The organism is Streptomyces sp. NPDC086519 (genome assembly GCF_040686075.1).
Lineage (GTDB): Bacteria > Actinomycetota > Actinomycetes > Streptomycetales > Streptomycetaceae > Streptomyces > Streptomyces shenzhenensis.
In genome coordinates this window covers 47,818-66,853 of sequence record NZ_JBFBJL010000030.1, presented here as the reverse complement: position 1 = coordinate 66,853, position 19,036 = coordinate 47,818, and the positions used below count along the sequence as shown (strand labels likewise).

Here is a 19,036-nt window from a genome sequence, read left to right as displayed (position 1 = left end):
TGTGCCACGACCCCGACCAGCCGGAGGCCCCGTTGTTCACTTCCGTCGACGACGTCTCCGCGCGCCTCGCCGAGACCGGTTACCTCGCCTCCCCCGCCGTCGCCACCACCGTCTTCCTGGCCGACCGGCTCGGCAAACCGCTCCTCGTCGAGGGCCCCGCCGGGGTCGGCAAGACCGAGCTGGCGAAGGCCGTGGCCCAGGTGGCCGGGGCCCGGCTGGTACGGCTGCAGTGCTACGAGGGGGTGGACGAGTCCCGGGCGCTGTACGAGTGGAACCACGCCAAACAGCTGCTGCGGATCAGCGCGGGCCGGGACGAGACCTGGGACGAGGCCCGCACCGACATCTTCAGCGAGGAGTTCCTGCTTCCCCGCCCGCTGCTCACCGCGATCCGGGGCGACGACCCGAAGGTGCTGCTGATCGACGAGACCGACAAGGCCGACGTCGAGGTGGAGGGCCTGCTCCTGGAGGTGCTCAGCGACTTCCAGGTGACGGTCCCCGAGCTGGGCACGGTCACCGCGACCCGCCGCCCCTTCGTCGTGCTCACCTCGAACGCCAGCCGAGAGCTGTCCGAGGCGCTGCGCCGCCGCTGCCTGTTCCTGCACATCGGCTTCCCGGACGAGGAGCTGGAGCGCCGGATCGTACGGCTGAAGGTGCCGGAGCTGACCGAGGCGCTCGCCGAGTCCGTCGTCCGGGTGGTCGGGGCGCTGCGGGCGATGGACCTGCGCAAGGTCCCCTCGGTGGCGGAGACGATCGACTGGGCCCGCACCCTGCTGGCCCTGGGCGCCGGCACACTGGACGAGCAGGTCGTACGGGACTCCCTGGGCGTGATCCTCAAGCACCAGGACGACATCCAGAAGGCGGCCGCCAAGCTGGACCTGGACGCGCTGTGAGCACACCGGCCGACGCCCCGGCCGACGCGCCTGCCGACCTCGCCGGCCGGCTGACGGGGCTGGTGGGCGCGCTGCGGTCGCACGGAGTGCGGATCGGCACCGGGGAGACCGTGGACGCCGGCCGTGCGGTGGCGGCGCTGGGACTGACGGACCGCGAGCTGCTGCGCGAGGGACTGGCCGCGACGCTGCTGCACGGCCCCGGCCAACGGGCCGTGTTCGACCAGGTCTTCGACCTGTACTTCCCGCGCGGCGTGGGCGGGCCCGGCGGTGCCTCCGGCGACCGGTCCGGCGACCGGGAGGAACTGCGGGAGCGGCTCGCGGCCGCGCTGGCGGACGACGACACCGCGCTGCTGCGGCAGTTGGCGGCCGAGGCCGTCGACGGCCTGGGCGGCTACGGGAGTTCGCCGGGCTCGGACGGCTGGTCGTCGTACCAGACCCTGGACCGGCTGCGGCCGCAGACGCTGCTCGCGCGGGTGCGGGCGGACGTCCGGACGCGGGGCGGCGACGCCGGGTTCACGGACCGGCTGCTCGACGACGAGATCCGGCGGCGGATCGAGGCCTTCCGGGGCATGGTCGCCGCGGAGGCCCGGCGCCGGGTGGCCGAGCGGCGCGGCCGGGACCGGATCGCCCGGCGGGCGGTGGCGCCCAGCGCCGACCGGGTGGACTTCCTGTCCGCCGGGCGGGAGCAGCTCAGCGAGCTGCGCAGGACCGTGCAGCCGCTGGCACGGAAGCTGGCGACCCGGCTGGCCGCGCGCCGCCGCCGGGCCGCGCGGGGCACCATCGACCTGCGGCGGACCCTGCGCGGGTCGCTGTCGACGGGCGGGGTGCCGATGCGGCCCGTCCTGCGCCGGCGCCGGCCGGTCCGCCCCGAGCTGGTGCTGCTGTGCGACGTCTCCGGCTCGGTGTCGGGGTTCTCCGACTTCACGATGCTGCTGGTGCAGGCGCTGCACGACCAGTTCAGCAAGGTCCGGGTGTTCGCCTTCGTCAACCGGATCGACGAGGTGACCGGCCTCCTGGAGCGCGGCCGGGCCGATCCGGAGGGGCTGGGCGCCCGGATCCGCGCCGAGGCGACGCTCACCGGCTGGCACGGCAGCAGCGACTACGGCATGGCACTGGGCGAGTTCGCGGAGCGGTACGGTGCCGCGGTCACCCCGCGCACCACGGTGTTCGTGCTCGGTGACGCCCGCACCAACAACCTCGACCCGAACCTCGCCGCCGTCCGCGAGATCACCGGACAGGCGCGGCGCCTCTACTGGCTGAACCCCGAACCGCACTCCCTGTGGGGTACGGGTGACTCGGCCGCGCCGGAGTACGCGAAGCTGGTGGAGATGCACGAGTGCCGCACCGCCCGCCAGCTCGGCGGCCTGATCGGGCGACTGCTGCCGGTGTGACACCGGGTGCCGTCACACGGGAGGTGACGGCACCCGGCGGACACGCTCAGCTGCTCTTGGACTTCGCGTAGTCCGTCGCCATGCCGCCGGCGAAGTCGTACAGGACGACCTGCTCGTCTCCCACGACCCACGCGTCGTGTCCCGGCGGCAGGACGAAGACGTCGCCGGGGCCGATCTCGCCCTCGCCGCCGTCGTCCATGACGAGGTGCATCCTGCCCTGCACCACATAGCCGTTGTGGTGGACCATGCAGCTCTCGGTGCCCGCGATCGGCGCCACCGACTCCGACCAGCGCCAGCCCGGCTCGAAGGTGCCGATGGCGAAGTCGAGGCCGGTCAGGTGCACGGCCTCCAGGTGGCCGCGGGGGAAGTCGCGCCGCTCGTCCGGCTTGTCGACCGTCTTGATCTCCAGCATGACGGTGTTCTCCCTTCGCAGTTCTCCCTGCGCGCGCCCGTCCACCACTCCATCGTCTTCCCGTCAAGTCGGGAGCGCCACGCGGCGGTCTTCCGCCGGGCGGTGCCATGTGACATATTACTGACGTGAGCATGCGACTGACCTGCGACGTCGTGGTGATCGGGGCGGGCATGGTGGGGGCCGCCTGCGCCCTGTACGCGTCCCGGGCGGGGCTGGACGTGATCGTGGTGGACCGGGGCCCGGTGGCCGGCGGCACGACCGGGGCGGGCGAGGGCAATCTGCTCGTGTCCGACAAGGAGCCGGGGCCCGAACTAGAACTCGCCCTGCTGTCCGGCAGGTTGTGGGCCGCCCTGGCCGGGGAACTGGGGGACCGGATCGAGTACGAGCCCAAGGGCGGGGTGGTCGTCGCCGCCGAACCCGAGGGGCTGGCCGCCCTGGAGAGGCTCGCGGCCGGGCAACGGGCCGCCGGGGTGCTGGCGGAGGACGTGGCCGCGGATCGGCTCCACGACCTGGAGCCGTACCTGGCCCCCGGCCTGGCGGGCGGCGTGCGCTACCCCCAGGACGCCCAGGTCATGCCGGCCCTGGCCGCCGCGCATCTCCTACGGGCCGGTGGCGCCCGCCTGTCGACCGGCCGCACGGTGACGGAGGTGCTGCGCGGCCCCGGCGGTGCCGTACGCGGAGTGCGCACCGACCGCGGCGACATCCACGCCCCCGCCGTGGTGAACGCGGCCGGTACCTGGGGTGGCGAGGTGGCCGCCCGCGCCGGAGTGCGCCTGCCCGTCCTCCCCCGGCGCGGCTTCGTCCTGGTCACCGAGCCGTTGCCGCGCCGCGTACGGCACAAGGTGTACGCCGCCGACTACGTGGCCGACGTGGCCAGCGACTCGGCCGCCCTGCAGACCTCGCCGGTCGTGGAGGGTACGGCGGCCGGGCCGGTCCTGATCGGCGCGAGCCGGGAACGCGTCGGCTTCGACCGGTCGTTCTCACTGCCGGCCGTCCGGGCGCTGGCGGCGGGCGCGACCCGGCTGTTCCCGTTCCTGTCCGGAATCCGCGCGGTGCGCAGCTACGTGGGTTTCCGCCCGTACCTGCCCGACCACCTCCCCGCGATCGGCCCCGATCCGCGTGCGCCGGGCCTGTTCCACGCCTGCGGGCACGAGGGCGCGGGCATCGGACTCGCCACCGGTACGGGGCGGTTGATCGCCCAGGTGCTGAGCGGCGGGACCCCCGAGCTGGACCTGACCCCGTTCCGTCCCGAGCGCTTCGGCGAGGAGGCCCTGTGAACCCCCTGGAGCTGGCGGATGCCCGGCCGGGCCCCGCCTTCACCGTCACCTTCGACGGCCGGGAACTCGTGGCGCTGCCCGGCCAGACGGTCGCCGCCGCGCTCTGGGCGGCCGGAGTCACGTCCTGGCGGGCCACCCGCGGCGAGGGCCGTCCGCGCGGGGTCTTCTGCGGGATCGGCGTCTGCTTCGACTGCCTGGTCACCGTCAACGGCCGCCCCAACCAACGGGCTTGTGTGGTGCCCGTCGAACCGGGCGACGCGATCCGTACGCAGGAGGGCACGGGGCACGATGACTGACACGAGCCGCCGGGAGAGGTCACCCCGCCTCGCCGTGATCGGCGCGGGGCCGGCCGGTCTCGCCGCCGCCCTGGCCGCCGTCCGGCACGGCCTGCGCGTCACCCTGATCGACGCGGCGCCGGAAGCGGGCGGTCAGTTCTACCGGCAGCCCGCCGCCGGGCTCGGCGCCCGCCGCCCGCAGGCCCTGCACCACCGCCGGCGGGGCTGGGAACGCCTGCGCGCCGGCCTCGACCGGGAGATCACGGCGGGGCTGGTGACCCATCTGCGCGACCATCACGTGTGGTGCGTGACGGGGGGACAGCGGTCCGGTTTCACCGTGCACGCGCTGCTCGGCCCCGAGCAGGAGCAGCCCGTGGAGGTGCGCGCGGACGCGGTGCTGCTCGCGACCGGCGGCTACGAGAAGGTGCTGCCCTTCCCCGGCTGGACGCTCCCCGGTGTCGTCACGGCGGGCGGGGCGCAGGCCATGCTGAAGGGCGGACTGGTACTGCCGGGCCGTACGGCGGTCGTCGCCGGCACCGGACCGCTGCTGCTGCCGGTCGCGACCGGGCTCGCGGCGGCGGGCGCCCGGGTGGCGGCCCTGGTGGAGTCCGCCGACTGGCGGGCCGTCGTACGACGCTCCCCCGCGCTGGCCGCCCAGCCGCACAAGCTCGCCGAAGGCGCCCACTACGCGGCCCGGTTGCTGCGGCACCGGGTGCGCACCCTGGTCCACCAGGCCGTCGTCGAGGCGCACGGCGACCAGCGGCTCGAAGCCGTCACCGTCGCCGCGCTCGACGCCACGGGCCGGGTGGCGCCGGGCACCCGGCGGCGCGTCGACTGCGACACCCTGGCCGTCGGGCACGGCATGCTCCCGCACACCGATCTCGCCGAGGCCCTGGGCTGCCGGATCGACGGGGTCGCGGTGCACGTGGACGACGAGCAGCGCACCGATGTGCCGGGAGTGTGGGCGGCGGGCGAGGCCACCGGCATCGGTGGCGCCGAACTCGCCCTCGCCGAGGGGCACATCGCGGGCCGGTCGGCAGCCGCGCGGCTGTCGGGCCGGGAGCCGGACCCGCGTGGCTGGGCGGAGGCCGCCCGGATCCGTGCGGGGCTGCGGCGGTTCGCCGCGGCGATGGACGACGCGTACGCGCCGCCCGCGCACTGGGCCGAGCAGGTCACCGACGACACGGTGGTCTGCCGGTGCGAGGAGGTCACCGGCGGGGCGGTCCGGCGGGCCGTGGCCGAGCTGGGCGCGGGAGACGTGCGGACCGTCAAACTGCTCACGCGGGCCGGGATGGGCTGGTGCCAGGGGCGGATGTGCGGGCCCGCGGTCGCCGGCCTCGCCGGCTGCCCGGAGACGGCGGCGCGCCGGCCGTTCGCCCGGCCGGTGCCGCTCGGGGTGCTCGCGCGGGCCGGCAGTACCGAAGACGAACAGTGATATGTCACATTCCACCATCATGGAGGTGCCCCGATGACCGTCCCCCACCCCCGCCCCTGGCGAGGTGTCCTCGTAGCCACCGCGCTCCCGCTCCGTGACGATCTCTCCGTCGACCACGAGAAATACGCCGAGCACTGCGCCTGGCTGGTGGAGAACGGCTGCGACGGCGTCGTGCCGAACGGCTCGCTCGGCGAGTACCAGGTGCTCACCCCCGAGGAGCGGGCCAGGGTGGTGGAGACCGCCGTGGCCGCGATCGGCGGGGCGCGGGTCATGCCCGGGGTCGCCGCCTACGGCTCGGCCGAGGCCCGCCGCTGGGCCGAGCAGGCCCGGGACGCCGGCTGCGCGGCCGTGATGCTGCTGCCGCCCAACGCCTACCGCGCCGACGAGCGTTCGGTGCTGGCGCACTACGCGGAGGTCGCGAAGGCGGGGGTACCGGTCGTGGCGTACAACAACCCCATCGACACCAAGGTCGACCTGGTGCCGGAACTCCTCGCCACACTGCACGGCGAGGGGTACATCCACGCGGTCAAGGAGTTCTCGGGCGATGTCCGACGCGCCTACCAGCTGGCCGAACTCGCCCCGGAACTGGACCTGTTGATCGGCGCCGACGACGTCCTGCTGGAGCTGGCGATCGCGGGCGCCAAGGGCTGGGTGGCCGGTTACCCCAACGCGCTGCCGGCCTCGACGGTCGAGCTGTACCGCGCGGCGGTGGGCGGGGACCTGGACACCGCCAGGCGGCTGTACGAGCAGCTGCATCCGCTGCTGCGCTGGGACTCCAGGGTCGAGTTCGTGCAGGCCATCAAGTTGTCCATGGACATCGTCGGCCGCCACGGTGGCGTCTGCCGCCCGCCGCGCGTGCCGCTGCTGCCCGAGCAGGCGGCCGCGGTCCGCGCCGCCACCGAGAAGGCCCTGGCGGCCGGACTGGCGTGACCGGCCCGGCCCCCGCCCCGGTCCCGCCCCGGACTCCCGACCCACCAGGAGCGTCATGCGCAGCAAACTCGTCCTGCACGCCGTCGACTCGCACACCGAGGGCATGCCCACCCGCGTGATCACCGGCGGGATCGGGACCATTCCCGGCGCGACCATGAACGAGCGGCGGCTGTACTTCCGTGAACACCGCGACCACATCAAGCAGTTGCTGATGAACGAGCCGCGCGGGCACTCCGCGATGAGCGGGGCGATCCTACAGCCGCCGACCCGGCCCGACTGCGACTGGGGCGTGGTCTACATCGAGGTCTCCGGCTATCTGCCGATGTGCGGGCACGGCACGATCGGCGTGGCGACCGTGCTCGTGGAGACCGGGATGGTGGAGGTGGTGGAGCCGGTCACCACCATCCGGCTCGACACCCCGGCAGGCCTGGTCGTCGCCGAGGTCGCGGTGGAAGGCGGCGCGGCGAGGAACGTCACGCTGCGGAACGTGCCGTCGTTCTCCGTCGCGCTGGACCGGAAGATCGTGCTGGCCGACGGGCGGTCGGTGACGTATGACATGGCATACGGCGGCAACTTCTACGCCATCCTTCCCCTGGACGAGTTCGGCCTCCCCTTCGACCGCGCCCGAAAGGACGACATCCTGCGGGCCGGCCTGTCCCTCATGGAGGCGATCAACGCCGAGGCGGAGCCCGTCCATCCCGAGGACCCGTCCATCCGCGGCTGCCACCACGTCCACCTGATCGCCCCCGGCGCCACGGCCCGCCACTCCCGGCACGCGATGGCCATCCACCCCGGCTGGTTCGACCGCTCCCCCTGCGGCACCGGCACCAGCGCGCGGATGGCCCAGCTGCACGCCCGCGGCGAACTCCCGCTGGACACCGAGTTCGTGAACGAGTCCTTCATCGGCACCCGGTTCACCGGGCGGCTCCTCGGCACCACCGAGGTCGCCGGCCGCCCCGCGGTCCTGCCCAGCTTCACGGGCCGGGCCTGGATCACCGGCACCGCCCAGTATCTGCTGGACCCGGACGACCCGTTCCCGGCCGGCTTCGTACTCTGATCCTCCCCGTACCCGTCCCAGGAGTTCCCCCATGGCCGACCAGCCCCGCAGTCCGAACACCGCCGCTCCTGCCATTCCGTCGCTCGGCGGCCGGAAACCGAACTTCCGGGAACGGGTCGTGGACGTCCTGCGGGCCGCGCTGATCGCCGGTGAGCTGCGCCCCGGCGAGGTGTACTCGGCGCCCGGGCTCGCCCCCCGCCTGGGCGTCTCCGCGACCCCGGTGCGCGAGGCCATGCTCGAACTCGTGAAGGAGGGCATGGTCGAGATCGTTCCGAACAAGGGGTTCCGGGTCACCGCGGTCTCCGAGAAGCAGCTCGACGAGTACACGCAGGTCCGGTCCCTGATCGAGATCCCGACGACGGTCGCCCTCGCGGCCACCGCCGACCCCGGCGACCTGGAGGCGCTGCGGCCGCTCGCCCTGGAGATCGTCACCTCGGCCGTGAAGGGCGACCTCATCGCGTACGTCGAGGCCGACCTGGCCTTCCACCTGGGGCTGCTGGGGCTGGCGGGCAACGACCACCTCGTGGAGGTGGTGCGGGACCTGCGCCGCCGTTCGCGGCTGTACGGGCTGACGGCGCTGGTGACGGCGGGACGCCTGAAGGCCTCCGCCGAGGAGCATCTGGAGCTCCTCGACGCCCTGCTGGCCCGCGACGAGCGGGCCGTGCGCGAGGTCATGACCCGCCACCTGGGCCACGTGCGCGGCCTGTGGGCGGCCCGGCGGCCCGAGCAGCGCTGACGGCCCCCGCGAACTACGCCCCGGGGTGGGCGAGTTCGATGTCGTGGTCGTGGATGTCGGCGCCGGAGACGGCCACCCCGGCGGCGTGCGGCGGGTAGCCGGTCGCGATGACCGTGTACTGGCCGGTGTCCAGGTCGGAGAAGGCGTACCCGCCGTCGTCCCCGGTGGTGGTCGTGCCGACGACGTTGCCTGCCGCGTCCACCAGTGTGACCCGGGCGTCGCCCAGCGGCCCCGCGGCTCCGCGGACGGTGCCGCGCACCTGTGCCCCGGGCCGCAGCTCGACCTCGACCCGGGTGGTCCCGGCCGCGGCTATCTCCACGGGCAGTGCCTTCGGCCGGTGCTTGGGCGAGCCGACCGCGAGAGTCACGGTGCCCGGTGCCAGGTCGCCGACGGTGAACTCGCCGAGCCCGTCGGTCTGCTGACTGGCGAGCACGTCCCCGCGTACATCGGTGACGACCACCGTCGCCCCGGCGACCGGTGCCCCGCTGTCGGCGGCCCGCACCAGCCCGGCGAGGCCGCCGGCGCCGGTGAGCAGCACGTCGTACGCGACCCGTTCGGAGCTCACGACGAGGGTGGCGGCCTGCGGCCGGCGGCCGTCCGCGGAGGCGATCAGGACGTACGACCCCTCGCCGGGCGCCACCACCGCGTAGCCGCCGTCGCCGTCCGCGACCGCTCGGTCGAGCTGGCGGCCGCCGAGGGAGACCAGGGTGACGGCGGCCCGGCCGACGCCGGTTCCGTCGGCGCCCCGCACCCGGCCGTGCACCTGGATGCCCTCGTCGCGGATGACGGGGGCGTTCAGCGGGGCGTCCTTCGCGCCCACCGGGGCCTCGGCCGGGATCCGCGCTGTCAGGGCCAGCCTCCGGCGCGGGATGAACGCGGCCACGAGCAGCGCGAGGAGCGCCGCGCCGGAGCCCGCCGCCATGACCACCTTGAAGCCGTTCTCCGAGGGTATGTACGCCGTGCCGAAGACGGTGGTCATCTGGGCCAGGATCACCCCGGCGACGGCGCTCGCGGTGGACGTGCCGATGGACCGCATCAGGGTGTTGAGGCTGTTCGCGGCGGCCGTCTCGTGCGGGTCGACGGCGCCCATGATGAGCGCGGGCATCGCGCCGTAGGCGAAGCCGATGCCGGCGCCGATGACGCAGGAGACGAGCACCAGCTGCCAGACGGCGTTCATCAGCACGATGTTCAGCCCGTATCCGGCGGCCACGATCACCGCGCCGCACATCAGGGTGATCTTCGGGCCGAAGTTCCTGGAGACGAGCGCGGACAGCGGAGCCATCGCCATCATCACCAGGCCGGTCGGGGCCATCACCAGACCGGCGTCCAGCAGTGACTTGCCCAGACCGTAGCCGGTCGCCTCGGGCAACTGCAGGAGCTGCGGAAGTACAAGGGACATCGCGAACATCGAGAACCCGAAGGCGATCGAGGCGAGGTTCGTGACGAGGACCTGGCGGCGGGCCGTGGTGCGCAGGTCGACCAGCGGTTCCCGGGTGCGCAGTTCGTACCGGCCCCAGGCGAGCAGGATCACCACCGCGGCGCCGAACAGGCCGAGCGTGGTGCCGCTGCCCCAGCCCCAGTCCGCGCCCTTGGAGACGCCGAGCAGCAGACAGACCAGGCCCGCCGCCATGCCGAGGGCGCCGACCAGGTCGAAACGGCCGCCGGTGCGCACCTTCGACTCCGGTACCAGGAGCAGCACCAGCAGCGCGGCGACGACACCGAGGGCGGCGGAGGTCCAGAACAGCATGTGCCAGTCGAAGCGGTCGGCGATCAGCGCGGCGGCGGGCAGGCCGAGGGCGCCGCCGACGCCGAGGGAGGCACTCATCAACGCGGTGGCGGAACCGAGCCGTTCGACGGGGAGTTCGTCGCGCATGATGCTGATGCCGAGCGGGATCACGCCGGAGGCCAGGCCCTGTAGGGCCCGCCCGACGATCATCGGTACCAGGGAGTCGCTCAGCGCGGCCGTGACCGAGCCGGCGACCAGCATGACCACGCTGGTCAGCAGCATCAGCCGCTTGCCGTACATGTCGCCGAGCCGGCCCGTCACGGGGGTGGCGACGGCGGCCGCGAGCAGGGTGGCGGTGACGGCCCACGCCGCGTTGGACGCCGAGGCGTTGAGCAGCTTCGGCAGTTCGGGCACGATGGGGATCACCAGGGTCTGCATCAGCGAGACCACGATCCCGCCGAAGGCGAGCACCGCTACGATGACGTCGGTCCGCGGCGCGGCCGGGTCCCCGGCGGCTGCCGGCCGGGGCTGTGCATGGGACATGGTCGGGCCTCCACAGGGCCGCTCGGGTCTGCACGACCCTCCCGAATGTAAGTCAGTTGATTGACTTAAGCAACAGTCGGTTTCCCGCGATGCCGGCGGACGAGGGCTTGGCGCACGTCCGCCGTCAGCTCGACTCGCGCACCACCAGGCGGCACGGCACGGTGTGCACCCCGGGCTCCGGCTCGGCGTCGATGGCCTGGAGCAGCCGCAGCGCGGCGATCCGCCCGATCTCGGTCAGGTTCATGTCGACGGTGGTGAGCGGCGGACGGCAGGCGAGGGCCATGGTGTCCCAGTTGTCGTAGCCGACCACGGCGATGTCCCCCGGCACGTCCTTGCCGCGCTCGCGCAGCGCGTCCGCGACGCCCCGGGCGATCTGGTCGTTGCCGCAGAAGACGGCGTCCGTGTCGGGAGCCGTGCGCAGCACCGCCTCGGCGGCGCGCCGCCCCCAGGCCTCGCTCCACTCCCCGAAGTACACGCGCCCCGCGGCGAGTCGCAGGTCCGCCCCGGCCAGGTGCTCGACGGCGTGCCGGGCGCGGTCCCGGGCGGCCTGGTGGTGCTCGGGTCCGGTGACATGGGCGATGCGGGTTCGGCCGGCGGCGAGCAGGTGCTCCACGGCGAGCCGGGCACCGCCGCGGTCGTCGGTGACGACGGAGGTGTCGGCGGGGTCGGTCGACGGGGCGAGGGCGTAGACGACCGGGATCGCCGGGTCGATGCCGGTCAGCGGCGGGCGCGGGTCGGTACGGCGGCCGGCGACGATGACGCCGTCGACGCGCCGGTCGGTGAGGGTGCGCAGATGGTGCTGCTCGCGAATGGCGTCACCGCGGGTGTCGCAGAGCAGGACGGAGATCTTCCCGGCGCCGAGCGCGTCCTCGGCACCGAGCAGGACCGGGGTGCTGAAGCGGCCGATGCCGTCCGTCGTCATCAGGCCGACCGTCCAGCTGCGGCCGCTGTGCAGGCTCTGGGCGTGCTGGTTGGGCCGGAATCCGAGCGCCTGCACCGCGTCCATGACCCGCTGCCGGGTCTCCGGGCGCATCCGGCCGGCGCCGTTGAGCGCCTTGGACGCCGTACCGACGCTGACACCGGCGAGCGCGGCGACATCGGCGAGCCTGGCCCGGCCGGCCGGCGGAGAGTTCGGAGCGGGCGGAGAGCCTGGAGCAGAGGTCACGGGCAAACCTTTTCCTAGACGGATCCTCGGCACCGCCGTCGGCCTCGCGACGGCAGAGCCGCCCCACATCGTCGCAGCCGCTCGCCCGGACCACCAGCCCTGCCGGGCAACTTGAAAAATCTGCGCCGGGCGTCTTGACCGCTCTCCCTGGCTGCCCTGTACTTCTCGGCGAGAAAACGGTTGCCCAAAACGGTTCCGCATATCTCCGCGCTCGATATTCCAAACGGTGTTCGACATGTCGAAAACGCGCGTCCAGGCGTCCCGTCCCTCCCCACCTCGGAGAGCCATGCCCCGCACCCGCTCCGCCCTGCCCTCCCCCGCCGGCCCGGTCCGTCTCACCCCCGGTGCCCGCACCGCGCTGCGCCCGGCGGCCGTGACCGTCGACGGCGGCTTCTGGCACGACCGGCGCGCGGCCAACGCCCGTGTCTCCCTCCCGCAGGGCCCGGACCTGCTGGAGTCCGCCGGGAACCTGCACAACCTGCGGCTGGCGGCCGGCACTGCCGAGGGAACGTTCCAGGGCGCGTACCCGTTCGTCGACACGGACGTCTACAAGTGGCTGGAGGCGGCTTCCTGGCACCTCGCCGGGAACACCGACGAGGACACCGACGAGGACACCGGCGAGAGCACCGACGCGGCACTGGCCGCGGACGTGGCGCGGATCGTCGCCCTGGTGGCCGCGGCCCAGCAGCCCGACGGCTATCTCAACACCTGGTTCCAGCTGGTCAAGGGCGGTGAGCGGTACCAGGACCTGCGCTGGGGGCACGAGTTGTACTGCGCCGGCCACCTGATCCAGGCCGCGGTGGCCCACCACCGTGCCACCGGCCGCCCCGACCTCCTCGACGCCGCCCGCAGGTTCGCCGACCACATCGACTCGGTGTTCGGCCCTCCCGGCAGCGGCAGGCCGATCGACGGCATCGACGGCCACCCGGAGGTGGAGACGGCCCTGGTGGAGCTGTACCGGGAGACCGGCGAGCGCCGCTATCTCGACCTGGCCGGGTACTTCGTCGACCGGCACGGCCATGGCCTGCTCGGCGGCGCGGCCTACTGCCAGGACCGGGTCCCGGTGCGCGAGGCGACGAACGTCGAGGGCCACGCCGTACGGCAGTTGTACCTGCTGGCGGCGGCCGCGGACCTGGCGGCGGAGACCGGGGACACCGGACTCCGCACGGCGGCCGAGCGGCTCTGGCTCGCCATGACGACCACCAAGACCCATCTCACCGGCGGGCTCGGCGCGCACCACGACAAGGAGGACTTCGGCGACCCCTACGAACTCCCCAACGAGCGTGCCTACTGCGAGACCTGCGCCGCGATCGCCTCCGTCCAGTGGAGCTGGCGCATGGCCCTGCTCACCGGTGAGGCCCGTTACTCCGACCTGATCGAGCGCACCCTCTACAACGGCTTCCTGGCCGGGGTCTCGCTGGACGGCGAGCGGTGGCTGTACGTCAACCCGCTCCAGGTCCGCGACGGCCACACCGACACCGGCGGCGACCAGTCGGCCCGCCGCACCCGCTGGTTCCGCTGCGCCTGCTGCCCGCCCAACGTGATGCGGCTGCTGGCGAGCCTGGAGCACTACCTGGCGTCGAGCGACGAACAGGGCCTACAGATCCACCAGTTCGTCACCGGGACGTACACGACCGACCGGGTCCGGGTGCGGGCCGAGACGGACTACCCCTGGCACGGCACGATCGCGTTCACCGTCGAGGAGACCCCGTCCGACGGCCCCTGGACGCTGTCGCTGCGCATCCCCGAGTGGTGCCGTGAGTTCCGGGTGCGGTGCGGCGAGGAGACGTACGACTCCGCGCTCGACCACGGGTGGCTGCGGCTGGCGCGGACCTGGGCGCCGGGCGACCAGGTGGTGCTGGAACTCGCCCTGGAGCCGCGGCTCACCGCCGCCGACCCGCGCGTGGACGCCGTACGCGGCTGTGTGGCGATCGAGCGCGGGCCGCTCGTGCACTGCCTGGAGCAGGTCGACCATCCGGGCGGCGGTCTGGACGACATCGTCCTCGACCCGTCCCGCCCGCTCGCCGTGAAGCACCGCCCGGACCTGCTCGGCGGTGTCACCACCGTGGTGGCCGCGGGCCGGCGGCGCCGCGTCCCCGACCGGGGCTGGTGGCCGTACGCCCCCGCCCACGGTGTTCCCGCCGAAACCGACGGCGAGCCGGTCGAGTTGACCGCGATCCCGTACCACGTCTGGGCCAACCGCGAGGACGGCAGCATGCGCGTCTGGCTCCCCACCTCCTGAGACACCCCGTCCTACGACAACGAGGTCACCCCGTGATACCCACCCGCCGTACCCTCATGGCCGTCGCCACGGCCGCCCTTCTCCCTCTCACCGCCTGCGGTGGCGGTTCCGGCTCCTCGGGATCGTCGTCCTCGGCCGGCGGGACGTACACCTTCTGGGACCCGTACCCGCAGTTCGACGCCTCCTCGGACTGGGGCAAGCGGGTCACCGCGTGCGGCACCGCGGCCGGGGTGAAGCTCAAGCGGACCGGGTACGACACCACCGACCTGGGCAACAAGGCACTGCTGGCCGCGCAGCAGGGCAACGCGCCGGACGTGATGCTGGTCGACAACCCGGTGGTCTCCACGCTGGTGGAGGCGGGGATCCTCAACAAGACGAGCGACCTGGGCCTGGACACCTCGTCGATCCAGAAGAACATCATCGGCGCCGGCACGATCGACGGCGCCTCCTACGGCGTGCCGATCGGCGCCAACACCCTCGCGCTCTACTACAACAAGAAGGTCCTCACCGCGGCCGGCGTCGACCCGGGCTCCGTCCGGGACTGGGCGTCGCTCACGGCCGCGCTGAAGAAGGTCAAGGCGGCCGGGAAGAAGGGGATCACGTTCTCGGCGATCAACACCGAGGAGGGCAGCTTCCAGTTCCTGCCGTGGTTCTGGGGCGCGGGCGGCGACCTCACCGAACTCGACTCCGCCAAGGGAGTCACCGCGCTGGCGCTGTGGAAGCAGTGGGTGGACGCGGGGTACGCGCCGAAGGACGTGCTGCAGAACACCCAGACCACCAGCTGGCAGGAGTTCGCCACCGGCGACTACGCGTTCAGCGAGAACGGCACCTGGCAGCTGGGCAACGCCGACAAGGCCGGCTTCTCCTACGGTGTCATCAACATCCCCGCGCAGAACGGCGGTTCGGCACCGGTGCCGACGGGCGGCGAGTTCGTCACCGTGCCCGTGCAGCAGGACACCTCGCGCTACGCGGTCAGCAAGAAGATCGTCAACTGTCTGACCAGCGACTCCAGTCTACTGGCCACCGACACCACACTCATGTACGTGGCGCCGACCTCCGCCGTGCAGAGCGAACAGGTCAAGAAGAACGCCGAGTTGAAGCCGTGGGTGGCGGCGGTCGCGGCGGCCCGGGGGCGGACCAGCGGCGGACTGGGCACCAAGTACCCGACCATCTCGCAGCCGATGTGGACGGCCGTCCAGGCGGCGCTCTCCGGGAGCAGGAGCCCCCAGGACGCCCTGGCCACCGCCCAGTCCAGCGCGCAGAAGGGCTAGGACCGGCATGACCGTCGCCCGGGTCGACCGGCCGCGGCGAGCACCGGCCGCCGCGGCGCGGGCGAGCGACACCGGCACCCGCTGTCTGCGCCGCAGACAGCGGCTGACCGCGCTCGCCTTCGTGGCTCCCCTGCTCGTCTACCTCGCCGCCTTCTACGTCTATCCGCTCTACCGCAACCTCGACCTCAGCCTGCGCGACTACACCGTGCGCTCCTTCGTGGCGGGCGACGCCCCGTTCTCCGGCTGGGACAACTTCCGCACGGTGCTGGGCGATCCGACGTTCGGACCGGCGATGCGGCACACCATGGTCTTCACCTTCGTGTCGATCGCCTTCCAGTACGTGATCGGGCTCGCCCTCGCGGTCTTCTTCAACCGGCACTTCCGGCTCTCGACCGTGCTGCGGGCCCTGTTCCTGATCCCCTGGCTGCTGCCGCTGATCGTGTCGGCGTCGACGTGGTCGTGGATGTTCAACAGCGAGTCGGGGGTGGTGAACTACCTCCTGCACTTCCTCGGCGTGGCGCCCGTAGGCTGGCTGACCTCGCCCACCTGGGCGCTGGCCTCGGTGATCATCGCCAACATCTGGATCGGCATCCCCTTCAACCTGGTCATCCTGCACAGCGGCCTGCAGAACATCCCCGGTGAGCTGTACGAGGCCGCGGCCCTGGACGGGGCCGGCGCCTGGCAGCAGTTCCGCCGGATCACCTTCCCGCTGCTGCGCCCGGTGTCGGCGATCACCCTGCTGCTGGGGCTCGTCTACACCCTCAAGGTGTTCGACCTGATCTGGATCATGACCAAGGGCGGGCCCGGCGACGCCTCCTCCACCCTGGCCACCTGGTCGTACCAGCTCGGTTTCGGCACGCTGCTGCCCAGGTTCGGCCCGGGCGCCGCGGTCGGCGACATCCTCATCCTCATCGCCCTGGCCTTCGGCCTCCTGTACATCCGCGTCCAGAGGAGGCAGGAGTCATGACGTCCCGTACGGGCAGGCGCCGTCACACCGTCATCGGCCTCCTGCTCACCGCGCTGATGCTGTTCCCGGTGTACTGGATGGTCAACGTGTCCCTCACCCCGCAGCGGGACATGCGCAAGAGTCCGCCGGACCTGCTCCCGCTGCACCCGACCTTCGAGGGCTACCGGGCGGTCCTCGACGACCAGCTCCCCTACCTCGGCACCAGCCTGCTGATCGGCCTGGGCACGGTCGCCCTCACCCTCCTCCTCGCCGCCCCCGCCGGCTTCGCGCTGGCCAAGCTCCGCCCGCGCGGCACCGGCGCCCTCGGCCTGGCGCTCCTCATCGCGCAGATGATCCCCGGGATCGTCATGGCGATGGGCTTCTACGGCATCTTCCTGGACCTCGGTCTGCTCAACTCCTGGTGGGGACTGATCGTCGCGGACTCCACCATCGCCGTGCCCTTCGGCGTCATGATCTTCACCGCGTTCATGTCGGGCATCCCCGGCGAACTCGTCTCGGCCGCCCGGATCGACGGCGCCGGTACCTGGCGCACCTTCCGGTCGGTGGTACTCCCGCTGAGCCGCAACGCGATCGTCACCGTCTCGCTGTTCGGCTTCCTGTGGGCCTGGTCCGACTTCGTCTTCGCCAACACCCTGGACGGCGGCGGCGGTTGGAAGCCGATCACGCTCGGCATCTACAAGTACATCGGCAACAACAACCAGGAGTGGAACTCGATCATGGCCACCGCCGTGGTCGCGTCGGTCCCCGCGGCCGTCCTCCTCGTCCTCGCCCAGCGCTATGTGGCCGCGGGCGTGACCGCGGGCGCGGTGAAGGACTGAATCCTGCAACTCGCCCACTCTTTTGAGGAGATCCATGCCATGAGCCGCATTCCCCGCAGAGCCGCACTCGGTGCCGTGGTCCTCACCGCCGCCGCCCTCGGCATCACCGCCCCCGCCCAGGCGGCACCCGCCTCCGCCACCACCCTCGTGGTGAGCGCCGACCAGACCCTGCGCCCGGTCACGCACGCGGCCTCGGGCAGCCTGTACGGCCTGGACACCGCGAGCGTGCCGGCCGACAGCCTGGTCGAGCCGCTGAAGCCGAACACCTTCGTCCAGATGGCGCCCGGCGGCAGCCAGCTGCCCAACGGCGAGTCCACCCCCGGCGGTGACGCCCTGGCGGTGGCCCCAGAGGCGGCGAAGGCCGGCGCCAAGGTCGTCGTACGGATGCCGGACTGGTACCCGAACTTCCCGTACAAGTGGGTGAGTTGGAGCGACTGGCTGGCAGCCGTGGACAAGCAGGTCGCGTCCGTGCACTCGTCCGGCGCGACGAACATCAGCGCCTACGAACTGTGGAACGAGCCCGACGGCACCTGGGACACCTCGGCGGCGGGCGCCTTCGACGACGGCTGGTCACGGACGTACAAGGAGGTGCGCGCGAAGGACACCGGCACCCCCATCCAGGGGCCCAGCTTCGCTACGTACACCGACAGCAAGATGAAGACGTTCCTCCAGGACGCCATCGCGAACAACGCCGTGCCCGGCATCATCAGCTGGCACGAGCTGCAGAGCAGCGCGAACATCGCCGCGCACGTGGCCGACTACCGGGCGCTGGAGTCGAGCCTCGGTCTCAGCCCCCGCCCGATCGCCATCGAGGAGTACGGCACCCCGAGCGAGGTCGGCGTCCCCGGTCCGCTCGCGAGCTATGTCGCCAAGTTCGAGCGGGCCGGCGTGCACGACGCCGAACTCGCCTTCTGGAACCACTACGGCACCCTCGGCGACACCCTCACCGACACCGGCGGCTCACCCAACGGCGCCTACTGGCTGTACAAGTGGTACGGCGACATGTCGGGGAACATGCTCGTCACCACGCCCGCGGCCCAGACCGGCATCGACGGCTTCGCCTCCCGCAACGGCGCGGGCAACCAGATCAGCGTGGTCACCGGCGGCTGCACGGGTTCGTGCGCCGTCACGATCAACGGACTGTCGTCGCTCTCCGCGTTCGGCAGCACCGTGCACGTCAGGCTGGAGTACACCCCCTCCAAGGGCCGGACGACCGCCGCCTCTGGGCCGGTGACCGTCTCGGACACCGATTACCCGGTCAGCGGCGGCTCGATCACCGTCCCGGTGACGATGAACGCCTCCGACGGCTACCACCTGACCATCACCCCGAGCGGCACCGCCACCTCACTGGCCGGCCGCTACCAGATCACCAACAGGAACAGCGGCCTCGCCCTCGACACCAGCGGCGCGGGCACCGCCCAGGGCACCGCGGTCGTCCAGGCGGCCTCCACCACGGGCACCGACCAGAACTGGACCCTGGTGGCCGCGGGCAGCGGCCTCTACAAGATCCGGCAGCAGGCGAGCGGACTGCTCCTCGGCATCACCAACGCGGGCACCAGCGCCGGCGGCACCGCCCTGATCTGGGGCGACAACGGCACCGCCGACCACCTCTGGCAGCTGATCCCGTCCGGCGACGGCTACTACAAGATCGCGAACTACAACAGCGGACTGCTGCTCGGCGTGACCGGCATGAGCACCTCGTCGGGCGCCCAGGTCCTCCAGTGGGACGACAACGGCACCGCCGACCACCTGTGGAAGCTGACGGCGCGCTGACCTGTGCCGCAGTGATCCCGAGCACGCCCGTGCGGGGCGACGAGCCGCATTCGTCGCCCCGCACCGCCCTTTTCCCGTCGATGCACAGCCGGAAGGAACCGGCCCACCGGGCGGCCGGGAGTACCGCA

The 19,036-nt window shown here is 72.6% G+C and carries 16 protein-coding genes; 13 read left to right on the top strand and 3 right to left on the bottom strand.

Annotated elements, in window-relative coordinates; all coding sequences use genetic code 11:
- Positions 1 to 32: 32 nt before the first annotated feature.
- On the top strand, positions 33 to 890 hold the full coding sequence (locus AB0P24_RS26980; RefSeq protein WP_234542831.1) for a MoxR family ATPase: 858 nt from the start codon (positions 33 to 35) through the stop codon (positions 888 to 890).
- Entirely contained in the window at positions 887 to 2,281 is a 1,395-nt protein-coding gene (locus AB0P24_RS26975; RefSeq protein WP_365798287.1) for a VWA domain-containing protein, read from the top strand. The genes AB0P24_RS26980 and AB0P24_RS26975 overlap by 4 nt, the downstream gene beginning before the upstream one ends.
- 46 nt (positions 2,282 to 2,327) lie before the next feature.
- Here the strand turns inward: AB0P24_RS26975 and AB0P24_RS26970 are convergent, their stop codons facing one another.
- Complete coding sequence (locus AB0P24_RS26970; RefSeq protein ID WP_365798285.1) at positions 2,328 to 2,693, bottom strand: cupin domain-containing protein; 366 nt, start codon at positions 2,691 to 2,693, stop codon at positions 2,328 to 2,330.
- Between the two features lie 125 nt (positions 2,694 to 2,818).
- On the opposite strand from AB0P24_RS26970, the gene AB0P24_RS26965 reads away from it, so the two are divergent.
- The 6 genes from AB0P24_RS26965 to AB0P24_RS26940 are packed head-to-tail and all read left to right on the top strand — an operon-like array spanning position 2,819 to position 8,403.
- Positions 2,819 to 3,970, top strand: coding sequence for an FAD-binding oxidoreductase (locus tag AB0P24_RS26965; RefSeq protein ID WP_365798283.1), 1,152 nt, complete (start codon positions 2,819 to 2,821; stop codon positions 3,968 to 3,970).
- The gene (locus AB0P24_RS26960) at positions 3,967 to 4,266 is read left to right on the top strand and encodes a (2Fe-2S)-binding protein (RefSeq protein WP_365798281.1); all 300 of its coding nucleotides are present in this window, start codon (positions 3,967 to 3,969) and stop codon (positions 4,264 to 4,266) included. The genes AB0P24_RS26965 and AB0P24_RS26960 overlap by 4 nt, the downstream gene beginning before the upstream one ends.
- Positions 4,259 to 5,680 carry an NAD(P)/FAD-dependent oxidoreductase gene (locus AB0P24_RS26955; RefSeq protein WP_365798279.1) on the top strand — a complete coding sequence of 474 codons (1,422 nt, stop codon included), beginning with the start codon at positions 4,259 to 4,261 and terminating at the stop codon, positions 5,678 to 5,680. Before AB0P24_RS26960 ends, AB0P24_RS26955 begins: the two co-directional genes overlap by 8 nt.
- 33 nt (positions 5,681 to 5,713) lie before the next feature.
- A complete protein-coding gene (locus AB0P24_RS26950; RefSeq protein WP_365798277.1) occupies positions 5,714 to 6,610 on the top strand; it encodes a dihydrodipicolinate synthase family protein in 897 nt (298 codons plus the stop codon).
- 55 nt (positions 6,611 to 6,665) lie between these two features.
- On the top strand, positions 6,666 to 7,667 hold the full coding sequence (locus tag AB0P24_RS26945; RefSeq protein WP_365798275.1) for a proline racemase family protein: 1,002 nt from the start codon (positions 6,666 to 6,668) through the stop codon (positions 7,665 to 7,667).
- A gap of 31 nt (positions 7,668 to 7,698) precedes the next feature.
- Positions 7,699 to 8,403: a GntR family transcriptional regulator gene (locus tag AB0P24_RS26940; RefSeq protein ID WP_365798273.1), complete on the top strand. Its 705-nt coding sequence runs from the start codon at positions 7,699 to 7,701 to the stop codon at positions 8,401 to 8,403.
- A 13-nt stretch (positions 8,404 to 8,416) separates the two neighbouring features.
- On the opposite strand, the gene AB0P24_RS26935 is transcribed toward AB0P24_RS26940, so the two are convergent.
- Positions 8,417 to 10,672 (bottom strand): MFS transporter, encoded by a 2,256-nt coding sequence (locus tag AB0P24_RS26935; RefSeq protein ID WP_365798271.1) that lies wholly within the window; start codon positions 10,670 to 10,672, stop codon positions 8,417 to 8,419.
- A 124-nt stretch (positions 10,673 to 10,796) separates the two neighbouring features.
- Positions 10,797 to 11,837, bottom strand: coding sequence for a LacI family DNA-binding transcriptional regulator (locus AB0P24_RS26930; protein WP_365798269.1), 1,041 nt, complete (start codon positions 11,835 to 11,837; stop codon positions 10,797 to 10,799).
- Between the two features lie 286 nt (positions 11,838 to 12,123).
- Between AB0P24_RS26930 and AB0P24_RS26925 the strand changes: the two genes are divergently transcribed.
- The 5 genes from AB0P24_RS26925 to AB0P24_RS26905 are packed head-to-tail and all read left to right on the top strand — an operon-like array spanning position 12,124 to position 18,908.
- Positions 12,124 to 14,079 (top strand): beta-L-arabinofuranosidase domain-containing protein, encoded by a 1,956-nt coding sequence (locus AB0P24_RS26925; protein WP_365798267.1) that lies wholly within the window; start codon positions 12,124 to 12,126, stop codon positions 14,077 to 14,079.
- Between the two features lie 56 nt (positions 14,080 to 14,135).
- Positions 14,136 to 15,350: an extracellular solute-binding protein gene (locus AB0P24_RS26920; RefSeq protein WP_365798265.1), complete on the top strand. Its 1,215-nt coding sequence runs from the start codon at positions 14,136 to 14,138 to the stop codon at positions 15,348 to 15,350.
- Positions 15,351 to 15,357: 7 nt separating this feature from the next.
- Positions 15,358 to 16,317 (top strand): sugar ABC transporter permease, encoded by a 960-nt coding sequence (locus tag AB0P24_RS26915; RefSeq protein WP_365798263.1) that lies wholly within the window; start codon positions 15,358 to 15,360, stop codon positions 16,315 to 16,317.
- Positions 16,314 to 17,135 (top strand): carbohydrate ABC transporter permease, encoded by an 822-nt coding sequence (locus tag AB0P24_RS26910; protein ID WP_365798261.1) that lies wholly within the window; start codon positions 16,314 to 16,316, stop codon positions 17,133 to 17,135. The genes AB0P24_RS26915 and AB0P24_RS26910 overlap by 4 nt, the downstream gene beginning before the upstream one ends.
- A gap of 39 nt (positions 17,136 to 17,174) precedes the next feature.
- Entirely contained in the window at positions 17,175 to 18,908 is a 1,734-nt protein-coding gene (locus AB0P24_RS26905; RefSeq protein ID WP_365798259.1) for an RICIN domain-containing protein, read from the top strand.
- Positions 18,909 to 19,036 lie beyond the last annotated feature (128 nt).